At 62.5% G+C, this 14490-nt stretch carries 11 protein-coding genes and 3 pseudogenes; 5 read left to right on the top strand and 9 right to left on the bottom strand.

Annotated elements, in window-relative coordinates:
- Positions 1-133 precede the first annotated feature (133 nt).
- From cybH to NKI25_RS34815, 5 genes are read right to left on the bottom strand one after another with little or no spacing between them, the layout of a single operon-like run.
- Positions 134-844 carry a Ni/Fe-hydrogenase, b-type cytochrome subunit gene (cybH, locus tag NKI25_RS34835; RefSeq protein ID WP_023679113.1) on the bottom strand — a complete coding sequence of 237 codons (711 nt, stop codon included), beginning with the start codon at positions 842-844 and terminating at the stop codon, positions 134-136.
- Positions 845-853: 9 nt separating this feature from the next.
- Positions 854-1207: a HupE/UreJ family protein gene (locus NKI25_RS34830; RefSeq protein WP_280952126.1), complete on the bottom strand. Its 354-nt coding sequence runs from the start codon at positions 1205-1207 to the stop codon at positions 854-856.
- Positions 1204-1428 carry a HupE/UreJ family protein gene (locus NKI25_RS34825; protein ID WP_051406206.1) on the bottom strand — a complete coding sequence of 75 codons (225 nt, stop codon included), beginning with the start codon at positions 1426-1428 and terminating at the stop codon, positions 1204-1206. Before NKI25_RS34825 ends, NKI25_RS34830 begins: the two co-directional genes overlap by 4 nt.
- A 13-nt stretch (positions 1429-1441) precedes the next feature.
- Positions 1442-3238: a nickel-dependent hydrogenase large subunit gene (locus NKI25_RS34820; RefSeq protein ID WP_023679114.1), complete on the bottom strand. Its 1797-nt coding sequence runs from the start codon at positions 3236-3238 to the stop codon at positions 1442-1444.
- Positions 3238-4314, bottom strand: a complete 1077-nt coding sequence (locus NKI25_RS34815; protein ID WP_023679115.1) for a hydrogenase small subunit — start codon at positions 4312-4314, stop codon at positions 3238-3240. Before NKI25_RS34815 ends, NKI25_RS34820 begins: the two co-directional genes overlap by 1 nt.
- Positions 4315-5321: 1007 nt before the next feature.
- Between NKI25_RS34815 and NKI25_RS34810 the strand changes: the two genes are divergently transcribed.
- Positions 5322-5606 (top strand): type II toxin-antitoxin system TacA family antitoxin, encoded by a 285-nt coding sequence (locus tag NKI25_RS34810; protein ID WP_023679116.1) that lies wholly within the window; start codon positions 5322-5324, stop codon positions 5604-5606.
- Positions 5607-6116: a GNAT family N-acetyltransferase gene (locus NKI25_RS34805; RefSeq protein ID WP_353000717.1), complete on the top strand. Its 510-nt coding sequence runs from the start codon at positions 5607-5609 to the stop codon at positions 6114-6116.
- A gap of 983 nt (positions 6117-7099) precedes the next feature.
- On the opposite strand, the gene NKI25_RS34800 is transcribed toward NKI25_RS34805, so the two are convergent.
- Together NKI25_RS34800 and NKI25_RS34795 are read right to left on the bottom strand one after the other, a co-directional pair.
- Positions 7100-7738, bottom strand: coding sequence for an FMN-binding negative transcriptional regulator (locus tag NKI25_RS34800; RefSeq protein WP_023679119.1), 639 nt, complete (start codon positions 7736-7738; stop codon positions 7100-7102).
- Between the two features lie 31 nt (positions 7739-7769).
- Positions 7770-8432 (bottom strand): helix-turn-helix domain-containing protein, encoded by a 663-nt coding sequence (locus tag NKI25_RS34795; protein ID WP_352572066.1) that lies wholly within the window; start codon positions 8430-8432, stop codon positions 7770-7772.
- Between the two features lie 92 nt (positions 8433-8524).
- Here NKI25_RS34795 and NKI25_RS34790 point away from each other — a divergent pair, with 92 nt between their 5' ends.
- Complete coding sequence (locus NKI25_RS34790; protein ID WP_023679121.1) at positions 8525-9670, top strand: trans-sulfuration enzyme family protein; 1146 nt, start codon at positions 8525-8527, stop codon at positions 9668-9670.
- A 189-nt stretch (positions 9671-9859) separates the two neighbouring features.
- Here the strand turns inward: NKI25_RS34790 and NKI25_RS34785 are convergent.
- Positions 9860-10918 (bottom strand): annotated as a pseudogene (locus NKI25_RS34785) (class I tRNA ligase family protein); the annotation flags it as partial.
- A gap of 452 nt (positions 10919-11370) precedes the next feature.
- Here NKI25_RS34785 and NKI25_RS34780 point away from each other — a divergent pair.
- Both NKI25_RS34780 and NKI25_RS34775 read left to right on the top strand, forming a co-directional pair.
- On the top strand, positions 11371-13017 hold the full coding sequence (locus tag NKI25_RS34780; protein ID WP_031213434.1) for an MFS transporter: 1647 nt from the start codon (positions 11371-11373) through the stop codon (positions 13015-13017).
- Between the two features lie 700 nt (positions 13018-13717).
- Positions 13718-14219: pseudogene (locus NKI25_RS34775) on the top strand (IS5 family transposase); the annotation flags it as partial.
- Here NKI25_RS34775 and NKI25_RS34770 read toward each other — a convergent pair.
- Positions 14207-14490 (bottom strand): annotated as a pseudogene (locus NKI25_RS34770) (NAD(P)H-dependent flavin oxidoreductase); the annotation flags it as partial. The pseudogenes NKI25_RS34775 and NKI25_RS34770 sit on opposite strands and share 13 nt — an antisense overlap.

The following is a 14490-nucleotide window of genomic DNA, read 5'->3' as shown; positions in this document are numbered from 1 at the left end:
CCCCGCCTTGCGCTGTCGCGGGGCTGTCTCCCTCGCCCTTCGTCTGCCTCCCCCCCTCCCCCGCCCCCCCCTCCCCCCCCCCCGCCCCCCCCCCCCCCCCCCCCCCCCCCCGGCAGGTGAGGTCGCGAAAGTCCTAGTGGGAATCACGAGGCGCGCCGTTGCCGCGAAAGGTCCGCCAGCCGGAGAACATCGAGGAGATGATCGACTGCTTCGACATGATGTCCTCGCGCACCGCGGCATAGATATGGATGATCACGAAGCAGATGATCACCCACATGCCGAGATGGTGCCAGGTATGCACGTCCTGACTCTGACCGAGAAGTGGGATGACCCAGCTCGAGAACAGGTCGTACTGCCAGGACCCCATGCCGGCCCCCTCGCCGTAGAGCGCCAGTCCGGTCACGATCATGAAGATGGTGAACCAGACGAACAGGAAGTGCATGGCGAGCGTCGCGAGCGGGTTGTGCCCGGAACACTTCATCGGCTCGCTCACCAGCATGGCGTACCAGAGCACCTCGTGCCAGAGCTCCTTCCAGAACCGTCCGTTCCAGACAGGCGGGAGGAATATCTGCCGGGAATGCTCGTTGCCGGCGAAGACCCAGTAGATGCGGAATGCGAAGCCGACGATCAGGACATAGCCCGCAACGAAATGCAGGTAGCGTATCCAGCCGAAGAGGAAACTGGAACTCGCCTCGCCGCCAACCGCCGGCGGCGGCGAGCCGATCAGGTAGCCGGTGCCGGCAAGCATGAGGATGGCGAAGGCATTGACCCAGTGCCAGAGGCGCAGCGGCGCCTCGTAGACATAGACCCCTTCTTCGCCATGCGGAGTTTGGCTCGCGCTCATGGCCGCCCCCTAGCCGCCGAACACGAGCGTAGCGCCCGAGCCGGCAATGACCATGCCGAGCCCGGCGCGCGCCCAAGGCGACGACGCGAGCCTGAGGCCGATGCCGGTGCCGGCCAGATGCAGCGCCGCGGTCGAGAGCGTGAAGCCGGCAATATAGGCAAGTGCCGCGCCGGTCGTCTCGCTCGCATGGGCATGGCCATGGAAGAGGGCGAAGAACCCGGCAAGGCCGATGCCGAGCATGCCGGGAAGGCCGGCACCGGCGACGATCATGATGCCGAGAGCAAGCACGGATAGCGCGATCATGCCTTCGACCGCTGGCAGGCGGATGCCGGCAAAGGCCAACGCCGCACCCGTCATCATCATCGCCACGAAGGTTGCTGGGCCACCAGGACCCGCGACGGCATGGCCACCGCCGACCAGACCCCGACCGCCGCCATGGCGAGAAGGTGGTCGAGTCCCATCAGCGGATGGGCGATGCCGGCGGCGAACCCGTCGGCATGCCCTGCGCCGACATGGGCGAGCGCCGGGCTGGCAAGGACCGCGAGCGAAGCTGCGGCGCCAAGTTTCAGGATAGCGTGTCTCATTTCGATTCCTCCCCTAGCGCACTTTGACATTGGCAAGTTCCTGTCCGTCCGGACCCATGACATGGGTCGAACAGGCAAGGCACGGATCGAAGCTGTGGATCGTCCGCAGGATCTCGACCGGCTCCTCCGGCCGCTCCACCTTGGTCTCCATCAGCGACGCTTCGAAGGCGCCGATATTGCCGGCATGGTCGCGTGGCGAGCCGTTCCAGGTGGTCGGCACGACGCATTGGTAGTTTTCGATCCGGCCGTTCTTGATGCGTATCCAGTGGCCCAACGCCCCGCGCGGCGCTTCGGTGAAGCCGACCCCCTTGACTTCGGCGGGCCAGGACTTCGGATCCCATTTCTGGGTATTAGCCGTCGAGCTGTCTCCAGCCTTGATGGTGGCGATCAGCTTGTCCATGAAGTAGACCTGCTTGCGGGCCGCCCACTGTGCTTCCAGCGCGCGCGCAGCGGTGCGGCCGAGCGTCGAGAACAGCCCCGTCAGCGGTACGCCGAGTGCCCGCAGCGTCGAGTCGACCTGCTCCTTGATCTCCTCGTGGCCCTGGACGTAGCCGACGACATAGCGGGCGAGCGGCCCTACCTCCATCGCATGGCCGCGCCAGCGCGGCGCCTTGATCCAGGAATATTTCGCGCTCTCGTCGATTTCGCGGATGTCGGTGCGCGTGCCCTTGGCATTCGGCCCGAGCTGATAGTTCGGCTCCGTGATACCATCCCATGGATGCAGGCCCTTCGCCTCGTCCGGGTATTTGTACCAAGAGTGGGGCACAAACTCCTGGATCTGCTCGGGATCGCGCACGTCAACGGGCAGCACCTCTTTGAGGTTGCCATCGATGATCGCGCCCTGGGGCATCATCAGGTTGGCTGCCGAATAGTCGTTGGCTTTGTCGGGGATGTCGCCATAGGCAAGAACGCTCTTGCCCGACAGCCCGCCGCCATAGAGCCAGCCCTTGTAGAGACTGCCGATCGCGATGATGTCGGGGATGTAGACGTTGTCGACGAAGGCGATGGCGCGCTCGATGACGCTGCGGACGTAGTTCAGCCGCTCCATGTTGATCGGCGCGCCGGCCGCCATCTCACCGTCGATGTTGATCGCACAAGGCACGCCCCCCACCAGCCAGTTGGGATGGATGTCCTTGCCGCCGAAGATCGTGCGCGTCGTCATGATCTCCTTCTGGAAGTCAAGCGCTTCCAGATAGTGCGTCACCGCCATCAGATTGGCCTCCGGCGGCAGCAGATAGGCCGGGTTGGTCCAGTAGCCGTTCTTGAACGGCCCGAGCTGGCCGCTCTCGACGAACTTCTTCAGCCGGTTCTGGATGTCACGGAAATAGCCCGGCGAGGACATCGGGTGGCTCGGCGAAACCGCCTGCTGCAGCTCCGACGTCGCCTTCGGGTCGGCTCTCAATGCGTTAACCGGATTGACCCAGTCGAGCGCGTGCAGGTGGTAGAAGTGGACCAGATGATCGTGCACCTGCAACGAGAGCTGCATGATGTTGCGGATCGAATTGGCGTTCTCCGGGATTATGATGCCCAGTGCGTCCTCGACCGCACGCACCGAGGTGAGCGCGTGCGTGCCGGTGCACACGCCGCAGATGCGCTGGGTGAAGGCCCAGGCGTCGCGCGGGTCGCGGCCCTTGAGGATGACCTCGAGCCCGCGCCACATGGTGCCGGTCGAGACCGCGTTGCGGATGATGTTGTTCTCGTCGATGTTCACCTCGCAGCGCATATGGCCTTCGATCCGCGTGACCGGATCGACGACCACGCGCTGGCCGGAGGTGTCGAGATTGAAGCCGTTCGGCGTCTGGATGACCATCACTTGTTCCCTCCCTTTTCGCGCATCCGCTTGACCACGCTCGCCGCCGCATGCGCGGCCGCGGCGGCGCCGATGAGGGTCGCGGCCGTCGTGCCGATCCTGTCGGCATCGGCCTCGATGCCGAAGCCGTGGACGCGGGTCAGGCGGCTGTAGAAATCGCCCTTGTCCCAGAAGCCGTCCTCGGAGCAGCCGATGCAGGGATGGCCGGCCTGGATCGGGAAGGAGAGGCCGCCGTTCCAGCCCACCGTCGAGCAGGCGTTGTAAGTGGTCGGTCCCTTGCAGCCGACCTTGTAGAGGCAATAGCCCTTGCGCGCGCCCTCGTCATCGAAGGACTCGACGAACTGGCCGGCGTCGAAATGCGGGCGCCGATAGCATTTGTCGTGGATGCGCTGGCTGTAGAACATCTTCGGCCGGCCCTGCCGGTCGAGCTCTGGGAATTTTTCAAAGGTCAGGATGTAGGTGATGACGGCCGTCATCACTTCTGGGATCGGCGGGCAGCCGGGAACCTTGATGATCGGCTTGTCCGGCAGGCCCGGAACCTTATGGACGGGCGTGGCCCGCGTCGGGTTCGGCCGCGCGGCCTGCACGCAGCCCCAGGAGGCGCAGGAGCCCCAGGAGATGATCGCCTTGGCGTTGGAGGCGGCATGGTTGAGCTGGTCGACGAAGGGCTTGCCGCCGATGATGCAGAACATGCCGTCCTCGTTGAGCGGCGCATTGCCTTCGACCGCGAGGATGTAGTTGCCCTTGTACTGTTCGACGACCTCGTCGACGATCGCCTCGGCCTGATGGCCGGCGGCCGCCATGAGCGTGTCGTCATAATCGAGTGAAAGCATCGACAGCACGACGTCCTTGGCGAGCGGGTGCGCCGAGCGGATGAAGCTTTCGGAGCAGCAAGTGCATTCAAGCCCGTGCAGCCACAGCACCGGAATGCGCGGCTTGGACTCCATCGCGTAAGCTATTTTCGGCGCAAAGGCCGGTCCAAGGCCGAGGGAAGCCGCCGTCAGGCTGCAGAATTTCAGGAAACTTCGGCGGGTGATCCCCTGTCGGCGCATGACCTCGTAGAATGTTTGTTGCATCAGGCCTTCCTCCACAGGCGGCGGCGTCTCCTGGTGCCGCGGACATGCGAAGGCGGAGCAAGTCCGATGCCAGAGTTAAAAAGCCGAATAAATTCAAAACTCAGATGCTCTTCGAGGCGTTGACTTGTTCCGGTCGCCGGCAAAGGAGTGGAAACCGGGCTGGCAGATTTCGAACAAAGTTTCCGCGATGCGGCGAGACGAGCGAAGAGGCCTGGCGGCGGGTGCCGACGGGATTTCGGCGGGCCTCGACCGACCTCGCCCAGAGCCACGCGCGGCTTGTCAGGACGGCCGAGCAGATCGCGCTTGGCCTGCGCGGCTACAGCAGACTGGGAATCGCGGGATTTGCACCATCTACTCGTCGCCGCTTGCGTTGAAACCGCTGTTGTCGGGTTTGTCGCATCCGCGACACGGTGATGTTCGGCCGCGCGCCGCCGCACTCGCAGCTAAGCCGTTGAATAAAATGCAGACTGGTTTGTCTGAGGCTGCACGTGCCGCGGTCGTGACCGGTCTTTCATTGCGTGAGGCCGAACGTGCGATTGCAGCTCCTGCCGCCGCGCAAAGAGAGGTTCAAGATTTGTGCCAACTGCGCTTGGCCGGCAGGTGGCATAGAGCGGCGCCTGAGAATGAAAGTGCCGGCCGCCCAGCCTTCATAGCCGTTCCTCCTTTGTGGCGTGACGGCCCGAAAGTCGCCATCGCGTCAGATGTTCATCAGGGTTCGGCATAGCCGGGGCTCGTCCGGCGACAGTCATGGCAGCGACTTCGCTTCTGGAGCCGCTCATCCGGCCGATAAGAACACATGCGCGTCCTAAGCCGTAATTGATCCGCCGGAGCTGACCAAAGCCACCTTGCTCTGGGTTGCGGCAATGGCGATTGCAGGCGAGAAGCCGAGAAGAACCGATGCCGCGAGGAGTCCTGAGGCCATCCGTCCACGAGACGTCACCAGGGAACGAAGTATTTGCGTTCCGCGTTACACTACCGTATATACGTCCGCAGCACAGGAGCGCGCCATGGCCACCACAGCCACCAGGAAGGAAACACCCGTCTCGATGCGGTTTCGCGACGATGATCTCACCATCATCGACCGCGGCGCGGAGCTGCTCGGCCTGTCGCGCACGGAGTTCATGCGGCGCGCCGCGCTGCACGAGGCGCAGACGGCCATCCTCAACGAAACCGTCATCCGCGTGTCCCCGGAAGCTTATGACGCCTTCATGCAGGCGATCTCAGCCCCCGCCGCTGCGCCCCCGCCGAAGGCGGCCGAGCGGCTGCGTCGGTCCCCGCCCTGGGACCGCTAGGTGGCGCTTTCAGGCATCGAACTCCTCGACGACGCGCACCGCCTCGACAGCTTCGATTGCGGCAAGCCGGCGCTGAACGCTTGGCTGGCCGGCTTCGCGCGAACGAACCAGGTCCGCGGCTTTACCCGGGTCCTGGTCGTTCACGATGAGGGAACAGTCGTCGGCTATTACGGCCTCGCGCCGGGCGTGATCCAGCCAAACAGCGCACCGCGCGCCATCCGCACCAGACGCCCGCCCGATCCGATCCCCTGCCTGTTGATTGGACAACTCGCCGTCGACCATCGCTATGCCGGACAAGGCATCGGCAGCGGCCTGGTCAAGGACGCGCTGCATCGCTGCGTCGCCGGCGCCGACATCGTCGGCGGCCGCGCAGTGGTGGTGCGGGCGATCGACGCCGAGGCCGAGCGCTACTGGCAGAGCTGGGGCTTCATTCCCGCGCGGGACAATCCGTCGGTGCTCATGCGCTCGATCCAGGACGTGGGCCTCTGGCTGGCCGACAAAGGCCACTAGCTCCACGCGCGTAGCGCCTCCCGTAGCGGCAGCGTCCGGGCGCGCCGGCCTGCAGCCGGATGACGATCCCTCACGCAGGGCCAGAGGGAGACGGCGGTCAGAGCGAGGAAGCTAGCAATAATCTGGGCGACTGGGCTGCCTACCAGGTCCCGTCTCGTGAAGGCGCTAGAGGATACTGGATCCAGCCGCCAAAGACCGGGAGATGGCGCGACGCGCGGACTTTGGGATGATAGTCTGGGACGGCGCATCGCCCGGCACGGCCGTCAACGTGCTTCAGCTCGCCATCGCGAACAAGCCGTGCGTCATTTGCGATCTGGCCAGGGGCAGCATGGCGACTACGTACAATGTGGGAGACTGGTGCGCCATGCTCCGCGATGCCGGTCCAGACATTCGGCGCGCCAAGCCGAAGCCCGCATGGCCCCGGACGAGCGCCTGGCGTTGCCGGGATGATGTACGCGCGGTCCCGGCGGGTTCGACCCGATAGGCTTGATCCGGCCCCGCCCCCAACTCCACTTGTATGAACGGCCGGGGCCGGCCCTTTTCGAAACCGGCCCACCGCCGCGTGACGTTTGCAGGATGATCGTCTTGACCCGTCTCGCATCTGAAGCGGGTGCAAGCCTGCCGAACATTCCGGCTGCTTGGTCATCCAACCTGGCTGCGAGGCATCGCCACCGTGGGGGTGGCGTTCGCTGCCAGTCGGCTCCGATCTCGAAACCGCTGCGCCGCCATACCGAACACGCAACTCGGTTTAAGCGCCAGGCTGCTGTTCGAGGTATTGACGACCCAGGCGACATGACCGGAAAGGCTGGCGGGGTAAGCAGCTTCCATCGATCCGGCGGCATTGCGGATGTGGCTGGCGATGGCGGCCTGAGTTCTTGTCCATCTGCCGCATAGCGGGTGGTCAGGTGCTGGCCGAAGCATTTGTCTCTCAAGGTCACCCCTTGGAAATCCAGCACCAGCGGCTTGTCGGGACAAGATAGATGCTATCGGGATTTGGCCGCCGCAGCCGCGAGCATCGCTTCTCCCATCCCATTGACGCCTCGGGCATTCAGCATTTCACCAGCGTTCTGAATGTCGCGCACCTCTTTGTTCTGGCTGAGTTTTGATTTACCAACCAGGCCGGTGATCTCGATTTCCAGGGCGACGATCCCCTTAACCATCGTGTCAATGAAGTCCTTCGGCGCGTCGCCCATCTTCCACGGGGCAGGCTGCGAGGCTTCATGCATGTGAGTGAGCTTCGCCACGTTACGGCGCACATAGCGCTCATCATCCCGGACAGTGATGCGTCCGTGGGCGTGGACGACGAGATAGTTCCATGTGGGCACCTGCTTATGGAATTCATGCTTGCTTGGATACCAGTTCGGCGAGATGTAAGCGTCGGCCGCACGGAAGATAACGAGGACTTCATCGCCATTGGCAACTTCCTCCCAGACTGGATTTTTGCGTGCAACATGGCAATTGAGGACGCCTTTGTCTCCCTTCGAGCGGTCAAGCTCGAAGGGAATGTGGTTCGCGTCGAGTGTGCCTTTGCTGTGGGTGACCAGGATACCGAGCGGATGTCTCCCGATTAGGTCAAGCAGGGTGTTGTGATCGGGGACGGCAAAATGGGGCGGAACGTACAACGGTGGATCTCCTGTCGCGAATGGGCGGTCGTTAGCGAGCGGCGGTGTCTTGCGGAACGGGCCCGGGCATCTTCGTTGCCGGCGAAGAGGGCCCCGGATCTCGCTGTCCACCATGCTCAAGAACTGCCATCGAGAAGTGGGCAGGCAGATCAGATGCCGCCGCGTATGAGTGCGGTTGGTCAGTGACAAGCCGCACACTCTCGCCTTGGCTCAAAATTACTGCGTGGGTACCCACCACGACACTTAGGGACCCCTGAGTCACCGAGATCAGCTCGCGCGTATCCGGACTATGAGCATCTGCGGAAAACACGTCGCCCGGCATAATGGCCCAGCTCCACAGTTCGAACATCGTTCGTCCCGAGATCGATGAATGAAGTTGTGCAAAGCTTCCTTTAGCGCTTGTCCAAAGCGTCCTCGTCTCTGTCCGCTCAATAGGAAGGCGAACTGTGGAAGGATGGTCATTCAACAAATCGGCCACCGAAAGCGAAAACGCCGCCGCCAGTCGGCAAAGTATGCCGATGCTGGGGTTCGCCTTGCCTTGCTCCAGCGTGACGACGGTTCCCTTGGATAAGCCGCTCAGTTTTGCCAGTCGATCCAGGGTCAGGTTTTGGTCGCGCCTCAATTGTCGGATCCGAACCGCTATCGCTTGGCCAAGCACCCGCTCGGGGTCCAACGCTGTCGTAACATCGGTCATTATATTGACTTAGTGCCTCGGCTCACTTATTACGGTCAATATAATGACCGGCCTGAAATTGTGCAACTGCCCCGTTAGCGAGGAAATGACCGATGCGTTTTGAAACAAAGGCGATCCATTGCGGCCGAGCTGTCGACGCTTCCACAGGGGCGGTGTCCCTGCCGCTGCACACCAGCACGACGTTCCGACGTAGCGTCGACGGCTCGTTTCCTTCCGGATTCGAATACACGCGGGATGGAAATCCGACGCGCAACGCGTTCGAAATGGCCATGGCCGCGCTCGAGGGCGGAGAAGATGGCATTGCCTTCGCGTCGGGCATGGCTGCAATCGCTGCAGTCTTTGAGAGCCATCCGTCGACGGGTCGGATCGTTCTGCCGGATGACATGTATTTCGGCATTCGTTCGCTGATTGACGAGACCGACATTGGATCTCGCTTCGACTTTGCGGCCGTCGACATGCGCGATCTGGATGCCGTGCGCGCCGCGGTCACGTCGAAGCGGACTGGCCTCGTCTGGGTCGAGACGCCGTCAAACCCGATGATCCGCGTTGTCGACATTTCGGCCATCTGCAAAATCGCGCACGAGGCTGGCGCCTTGGCCGTAGTGGACAACACGTGGGCAACTCCAGTGCTTCAACGGCCCCTCGAAGTTGGGGCGGACGCGGTCATGCACTCGGCGACAAAGTACATCGGCGGCCACTCGGACTTGATGGCGGGCGTCGTCATTGTCCCGCACTCGTCACCCCTCGGTCGCCCACTGCGGATGGTCCAGAGACACAAGGGCAGCGTCGCAGCGCCATTCGACTGTTGGCTGGCATTGCGGGGCCTGCAGACATTGTCGGTACGCGTGCGCGCGCATTGCGAAGGCGCCCAGAAGGTTGCTGAGGCTTTGGCGTCTCATCCGCGTGTCGAAAAAGTACTTTTTCCTGGCCTGCAAACTGATCCGGGACACGATCTCGCTAAGCGGCAAATGAGCCATTACGGAGCGATGCTATCCTTTATCGTCAAAGGCGGAGCCGATGCTGCGATGGCTGTGGCCGGCCGCCTCGAGGTTGTTGCCCGGGCGACAAGCCTTGGCGGGACGCACTCTCTGATTGAGCATCGCGCATCCGTCGAGGGTGCCAAGTCCAAGGCGCCAGGCGGATTACTGCGAATCTCAGTGGGACTTGAGCATCCTCAGGACATTGTCGATGATCTGATGCAGGCCCTAGGCGGAACCTTCAAAGCGGCAGCCGAATGACGCGGGTGCAAGAACTCTGGCAGCGCTTTACGTGGCGGCTGGCGCAGCAATGCGGCCTGCTACGGTTGGGCGCCTAGATCAGGCAAAGCATCTTCGACGATGCTTAGATTTCGATCGAAAATCTCGGTGTCGGATGCGTTGGCGCGGAGAGACCGCACCTTGTTCAGGATCGCCGCAACCGCCGCTTCAGGCCTGGCGATGCGGCTCGACCTTTTCGAGAAAGCCGCCCGCCTGCATCAGTTCGACGATCTTCTTGCGCGCATCGAAACGGTCCAGGCCGTCGAGGCCGTCCCAGACGGCCTGGCGCTCCGGCGTCACGTCCAGTCCGGCGAGAAAGTCCTCATTGTCCTTGAGGCTCACCGCCGCATTGACGGTGAGGATGTTGACCGCCGGCAGCCGATGGCGCTTGCCGACCTCGAAATCGTTGAAGTCATGCGCCGGCGTGATCTTGACCGCACCACTGCCTTTTTCGGGATCGGAATACTCGTCCGCCACCACCGGGATCCTGCGGCCGACGATCGGCAGGATGAGGTTCTTGCCGACGAGATGCCGGAAACGTTCGTCGTCGGGGTGGACGGCGACAGCCGTATCGCCCAGCATCGTCTCCGGGCGGGTCGTCGCAACGGTAATGAAGGTCTTCGGATTTTCCGGATCGAAGGTCATGCCTTCGACCGGATAGCGGAAGTGCCAGAGGTTGCCGTTGACTTCCTGCTGCTCGACCTCGAGATCGGAGATGGCGGTCAACAGCTTCGGGTCCCAGTTCACAAGGCGCTTGTCCTTGTAGATCAGCCCTTCCTTGTAGAGCGTCACGAACACTTCGAGCACGGCCTTGGACAAGCCCTCGTCCATGGTGAAGTGCTCCCGGCTCCAGTCGGCCGAGGCCCCGAGCCGCTTCAGCTGGTTGAGGATGGCGCCGCCGGACTCGGCCTTCCACTCCCACACCTTGTCGATGAACTCATCTCGCGTCAGGTCGCGGCGGTGGATCTGCTTTTCCATAAGCTGGCGCTCTACCACCATCTGCGTGGCGATGCCGGCATGGTCCATGCCTGGTTGCCAAAGAACGTTCTTGCCGCGCATGCGCTCGAAGCGCACCAGAATGTCCTGCAGCGTGTTGTTGAGCGCATGACCCATATGCAGCGAGCCGGTGACATTCGGCGGCGGGATGACGATGGTGAAGGCTTCAGCCCCCTCCTCGGCCCCGGCACCGGCCCGAAACGTCTTTTCAAGCGTATTATGTTTTTTGTGCATAGACCAACGAGTTGAACGGCGGCCCCATAAATCGCCGATGTGATAGGTCGGGCAAAGGCGTCCACCAGCTCGTACTTGTCAGGACGATGCCACCCTTGATCTTGTCACCCGCCTCCGATACCAGCGATGCGCTGCGTCATATGCTCATGCCTGTCAGGATGGGATGGGCGCTGCTAGCACCGTGGCAGTTTGACAACCCGGCCATCGGGGCGGTAGCACCGTCCAAGACCAAGAGTCGCAGGGCAGACCGCACCCCATCGGGCTGCGCGACCCAGACCAGCTGACGCCCAACTGGCACACTCATCGCGCATCAGCACCGTGGATGCGACATCTACTTTGTTTACTTTGTTGCGAGCGCGATATCGGAACTTGGTTGTGACGCAGCTGTGCGTAAGCGCACCGCTGTCAGCAAGTGAGTGAGCGAAAGAACTACGTGGTGGAGGTGAGAAGTCATGCGGCGTCAAGATTCCCCGCCCTTTGCGGCAAACACACTGATCCCTCTTCAGAATCCGGTCTTTCGTTCGATCTGGACAGCCACGCAGATATCCAGCCTTGGCTGGCTGGTGCAGAGCGTGGCTATAAGCTGGCTTATGGCAACGATTTCAGCCTCCGATCTGATGGTTGCGCTCGTGCAGGCTGCATCGACACTGCCCGCCTTCTTCTTGTCGATCCTTGCTGGAGCGATTGCAGACAGCTTCAGCCGCCGCGGCGTGATGCTTGCCGGACATTGCCTGATCGCATTGGCATCCACGGCGCTGGCTCTCTCTGTTGGACTGGGCTTTGTCAGTCCATGGCTGATCTTGGGACTGAGTTTCTTGGCGGGATGCGGCTTTGCCTTGAATGATCCAGCCTGGCACGCCTCGGTCGGCGACATCCTGGAAAAGCGCGACATACCCGCTGCAGTGACGCTGATGTCGGTGGGGTACAACGTGGTTCGGAGCATAGGACCGGCGCTGGGCGGTGTAATTTTGGCTTTGCTGGGCCCCCTTACGGCTTTCGCCTTCGCTGCGCTGACCGACCTGGTCCCATTGAGCGCTGTCCTGCGCTCCAAGTGGCAAGTTCGTTCTTCGCCTCTTCCGCGCGAGCGGATGACGACGGCCATTCATGATGGCATGCGCTTCACGGCAATCTCCTCGGAGATCAGAGTGGCGATCGTGCGTGCAACCCTGTTCGGGCTGTCAAGCATCTCGATCCTTGCTCTGCTCCCCCTCCTGGTTCGCGACCAACTGGCGGGGGGGCCAATTGTTTACGGCGTCCTGTTGGCCGGCTTCGGCACAGGCGCCTTCATCGCGGGCATTGGCAATAGCTACTTGAGACGCATCACGTCCCAAAATCGATTGATCACGCTCGCGTCCGTTGCTTGCGCAACGTGTTGCCTTTTACTGGCTCTCACATCATCGGTGGCTGTAGCAGCGATCGCGCTTGCAATCGCTGGCGCCGGCTGGGTTGTCACCTGGACCGGAACCGACGTGTGTGTGCAGTTGGCAAGCCCAAGGTGGGTCGTTGGTCGCACCCTGTCGATCTATTACGCCCTGACCTACGGCGGCATGGCAGCGGGCAGCTGGATCTGGGGTGCTGTCGCGCAGTACTATTCCCTGACGTGGGCTTTGGAAGGTGCTGCAGCGGCGCTGTTGCTGGTTGCAGCTGTGGGAAAGCTATTGCCGGTACGGCTATGGGAGGAATCGGATCAAGGGGCCTTCGACTTCAGGCCACCAGAACTGGCCCTCGATTTGAAGCCCAGGAGCGGCCCGATCGTGATCAAGGTGGAGTACTCGATCCCCGAGGAGAATATCGAGGAATTTCTGAGCTGCATGCGCGAAAGGCGGCGCGTTCAGAGCCGTGCCGGTGCGCGGGACTGGACCCTCCAGCGCGATCTTCAGAACTCGACTCTTTGGACCGAGACATTCCGCACGCCGACATGGACGGACTATCTTCGTCTAAACCATCGGCTAACGGTGACTGACAGGGAGGTAGGCGAGCGCCTTGCCGCTCTGCGGGTCGGTGATTCTCCTCCTCGTCTCTCACTTTCGATCGAGCGGTCGACAAGCCCCGCCCCCGGCAGCCAAGTCCAGCCTGTGCCCTTTGTATCGCGCCCGTAAGGAAACCAGTAACTTTTCTGGGCTCGGACACGGGAATGGCCGAGACCTACTCCTTCTCTCGTCGGGTCAGCCCGGATTGCCATACCTTGCGGCCGGTTAGGCGAGCATGAGGATTTGTGTGGCACGTATGTCCACCACGGGCCCATGTCCAGCCCCACCGCCTCTGCCATCAGATCGGCTTGGGGACGGGTTCAGGTCGCCTGTCCCCGTGCATCGCGGCGAGCAGCGGGGAGCAAGGGGGGCGGAGGGGTCTCGCCGGGCACGGAGTGAAGCGGGCAGACGGAGGAATCCGCCACCTGCGGCGCGACAATGAAGCTGCGAGCGTTGCCTCAATCAAGATGAGAATGCTGGCGGGTTGGAACGCAGGGAGGGCGTAGCCCGACTGGAGTTTCAACCCGCCAGCGCCGCCGCCTTTTCGGGCTTCAGCGCGCGCGTGGATTTTCTGCATTTAGCTGCAGCGAAGGTCCCGGTGGTGCGGTGGAAGCGCACCCGGGGCATCTTGGACTTATTATCCAGGACTGCTGCATTGCCACAGCAATGGTCACAACCTGCTAGGGTCCGGACCCATAAAGGGTTCCACTGACGGTGGTTTTATGATTCACGGTCTCCAAAGGGAGGCCACCGATGAATCGCGATTATTTCTGGCTGACCGAGGAGCAGTTTTCGCGGCTGCAGGCGCTGCTGCCAACCGACACGCGCGGCAAGCGCTGGCGGTCCTCCGGCTGAGGTCCTGATCGACTCTTCGGCCGTGAAGGCGCATCGCTGCGCTTCTGCCGGCAAAGGGGGGAGCAAAATCAGGCGATTGGCCGGTCGCGCGGTGGGCGAACCACGAAGATCCACGCCCTGACCGATGGCCTGTGCCGCCCGATCGCTTTCCTCTTGACCGGTGGCCAGGTCGCCGATTGCAGCGCCGGAGATTTGCTTCTGGAGCAGATGCCCGAGAGCCCGATCCTGCACGCCGACAAGGGCTATGACACCAATGCCATTCGCCACAAGGTCGAGGCTAAAGGGGCGATGCCGAACATTCCGTCGAAAGCCAACCGGCGCTGGAAGAACTGCTTCTCCCCTTCCTCTACCGTGATCGCAACGCCATGTTTGGACGGCTCAAGGATTTCCGCCGCATTGCCACCAGCTACGATCGATCGGCCACTAACTTCCTCGCTGCCGTCTGCCTCGCCGCTACGGTCGGTTACTGGCTGTGACAGTTGTCCTCGACAAACAGAAGCGAACTTGCGCCCTGAAGCAGGGTGATCGCTTCAGAAACGGTGCGAAGGAGTATGTCACTCGCCGGCTCGATGTCGTGGATGAGGCCGGCGGCCTCACCAATCATGATCGCGGCTATCGTGGGATCGCCGCTTGCCCACGCTTCGCGGTAGGCAGCGGACTGCGCGTCAATGTCGGCGAGGAGATGGGCCTCATTGCCGTGCCAGGCTTCCGTAAAAGCATTCTTCCGAACGCGCAGTGAAAACCGCG

This window comes from Mesorhizobium sp. M0808, from assembly GCF_040320025.1.
GTDB lineage: Bacteria > Pseudomonadota > Alphaproteobacteria > Rhizobiales > Rhizobiaceae > Mesorhizobium.
The sequence above is the reverse complement of the archived record's forward strand: the minus strand, read 5'-3'. Positions and strand labels throughout refer to the sequence as shown.

Excerpts from the sequence above, each read along its gene's own strand:
- NKI25_RS34825 (WP_051406206.1), bottom strand. The coding sequence starts at position 1,428 with ATGAGACACGCTATCCTGAAACTTGGCGCCGCAGCTTCGCTCGCGGTC.
- cybH (WP_023679113.1), bottom strand. The coding sequence starts at position 844 with ATGAGCGCGAGCCAAACTCCGCATGGCGAAGAAGGGGTCTATGTCTAC.
- NKI25_RS34820 (WP_023679114.1), bottom strand. The coding sequence starts at position 3,238 with ATGGTCATCCAGACGCCGAACGGCTTCAATCTCGACACCTCCGGCCAG.
- NKI25_RS34830 (WP_280952126.1), bottom strand. The coding sequence starts at position 1,207 with ATGATGATGACGGGTGCGGCGTTGGCCTTTGCCGGCATCCGCCTGCCA.
- NKI25_RS34815 (WP_023679115.1), bottom strand. The coding sequence starts at position 4,314 with ATGCAACAAACATTCTACGAGGTCATGCGCCGACAGGGGATCACCCGC.
- NKI25_RS34790 (WP_023679121.1), top strand. The coding sequence starts at position 8,525 with ATGCGTTTTGAAACAAAGGCGATCCATTGCGGCCGAGCTGTCGACGCT.
- NKI25_RS34780 (WP_031213434.1), top strand. The coding sequence starts at position 11,371 with ATGCGGCGTCAAGATTCCCCGCCCTTTGCGGCAAACACACTGATCCCT.
- NKI25_RS34795 (WP_352572066.1), bottom strand. The coding sequence starts at position 8,432 with ATGACCGATGTTACGACAGCGTTGGACCCCGAGCGGGTGCTTGGCCAA.
- NKI25_RS34810 (WP_023679116.1), top strand. The coding sequence starts at position 5,322 with ATGGCCACCACAGCCACCAGGAAGGAAACACCCGTCTCGATGCGGTTT.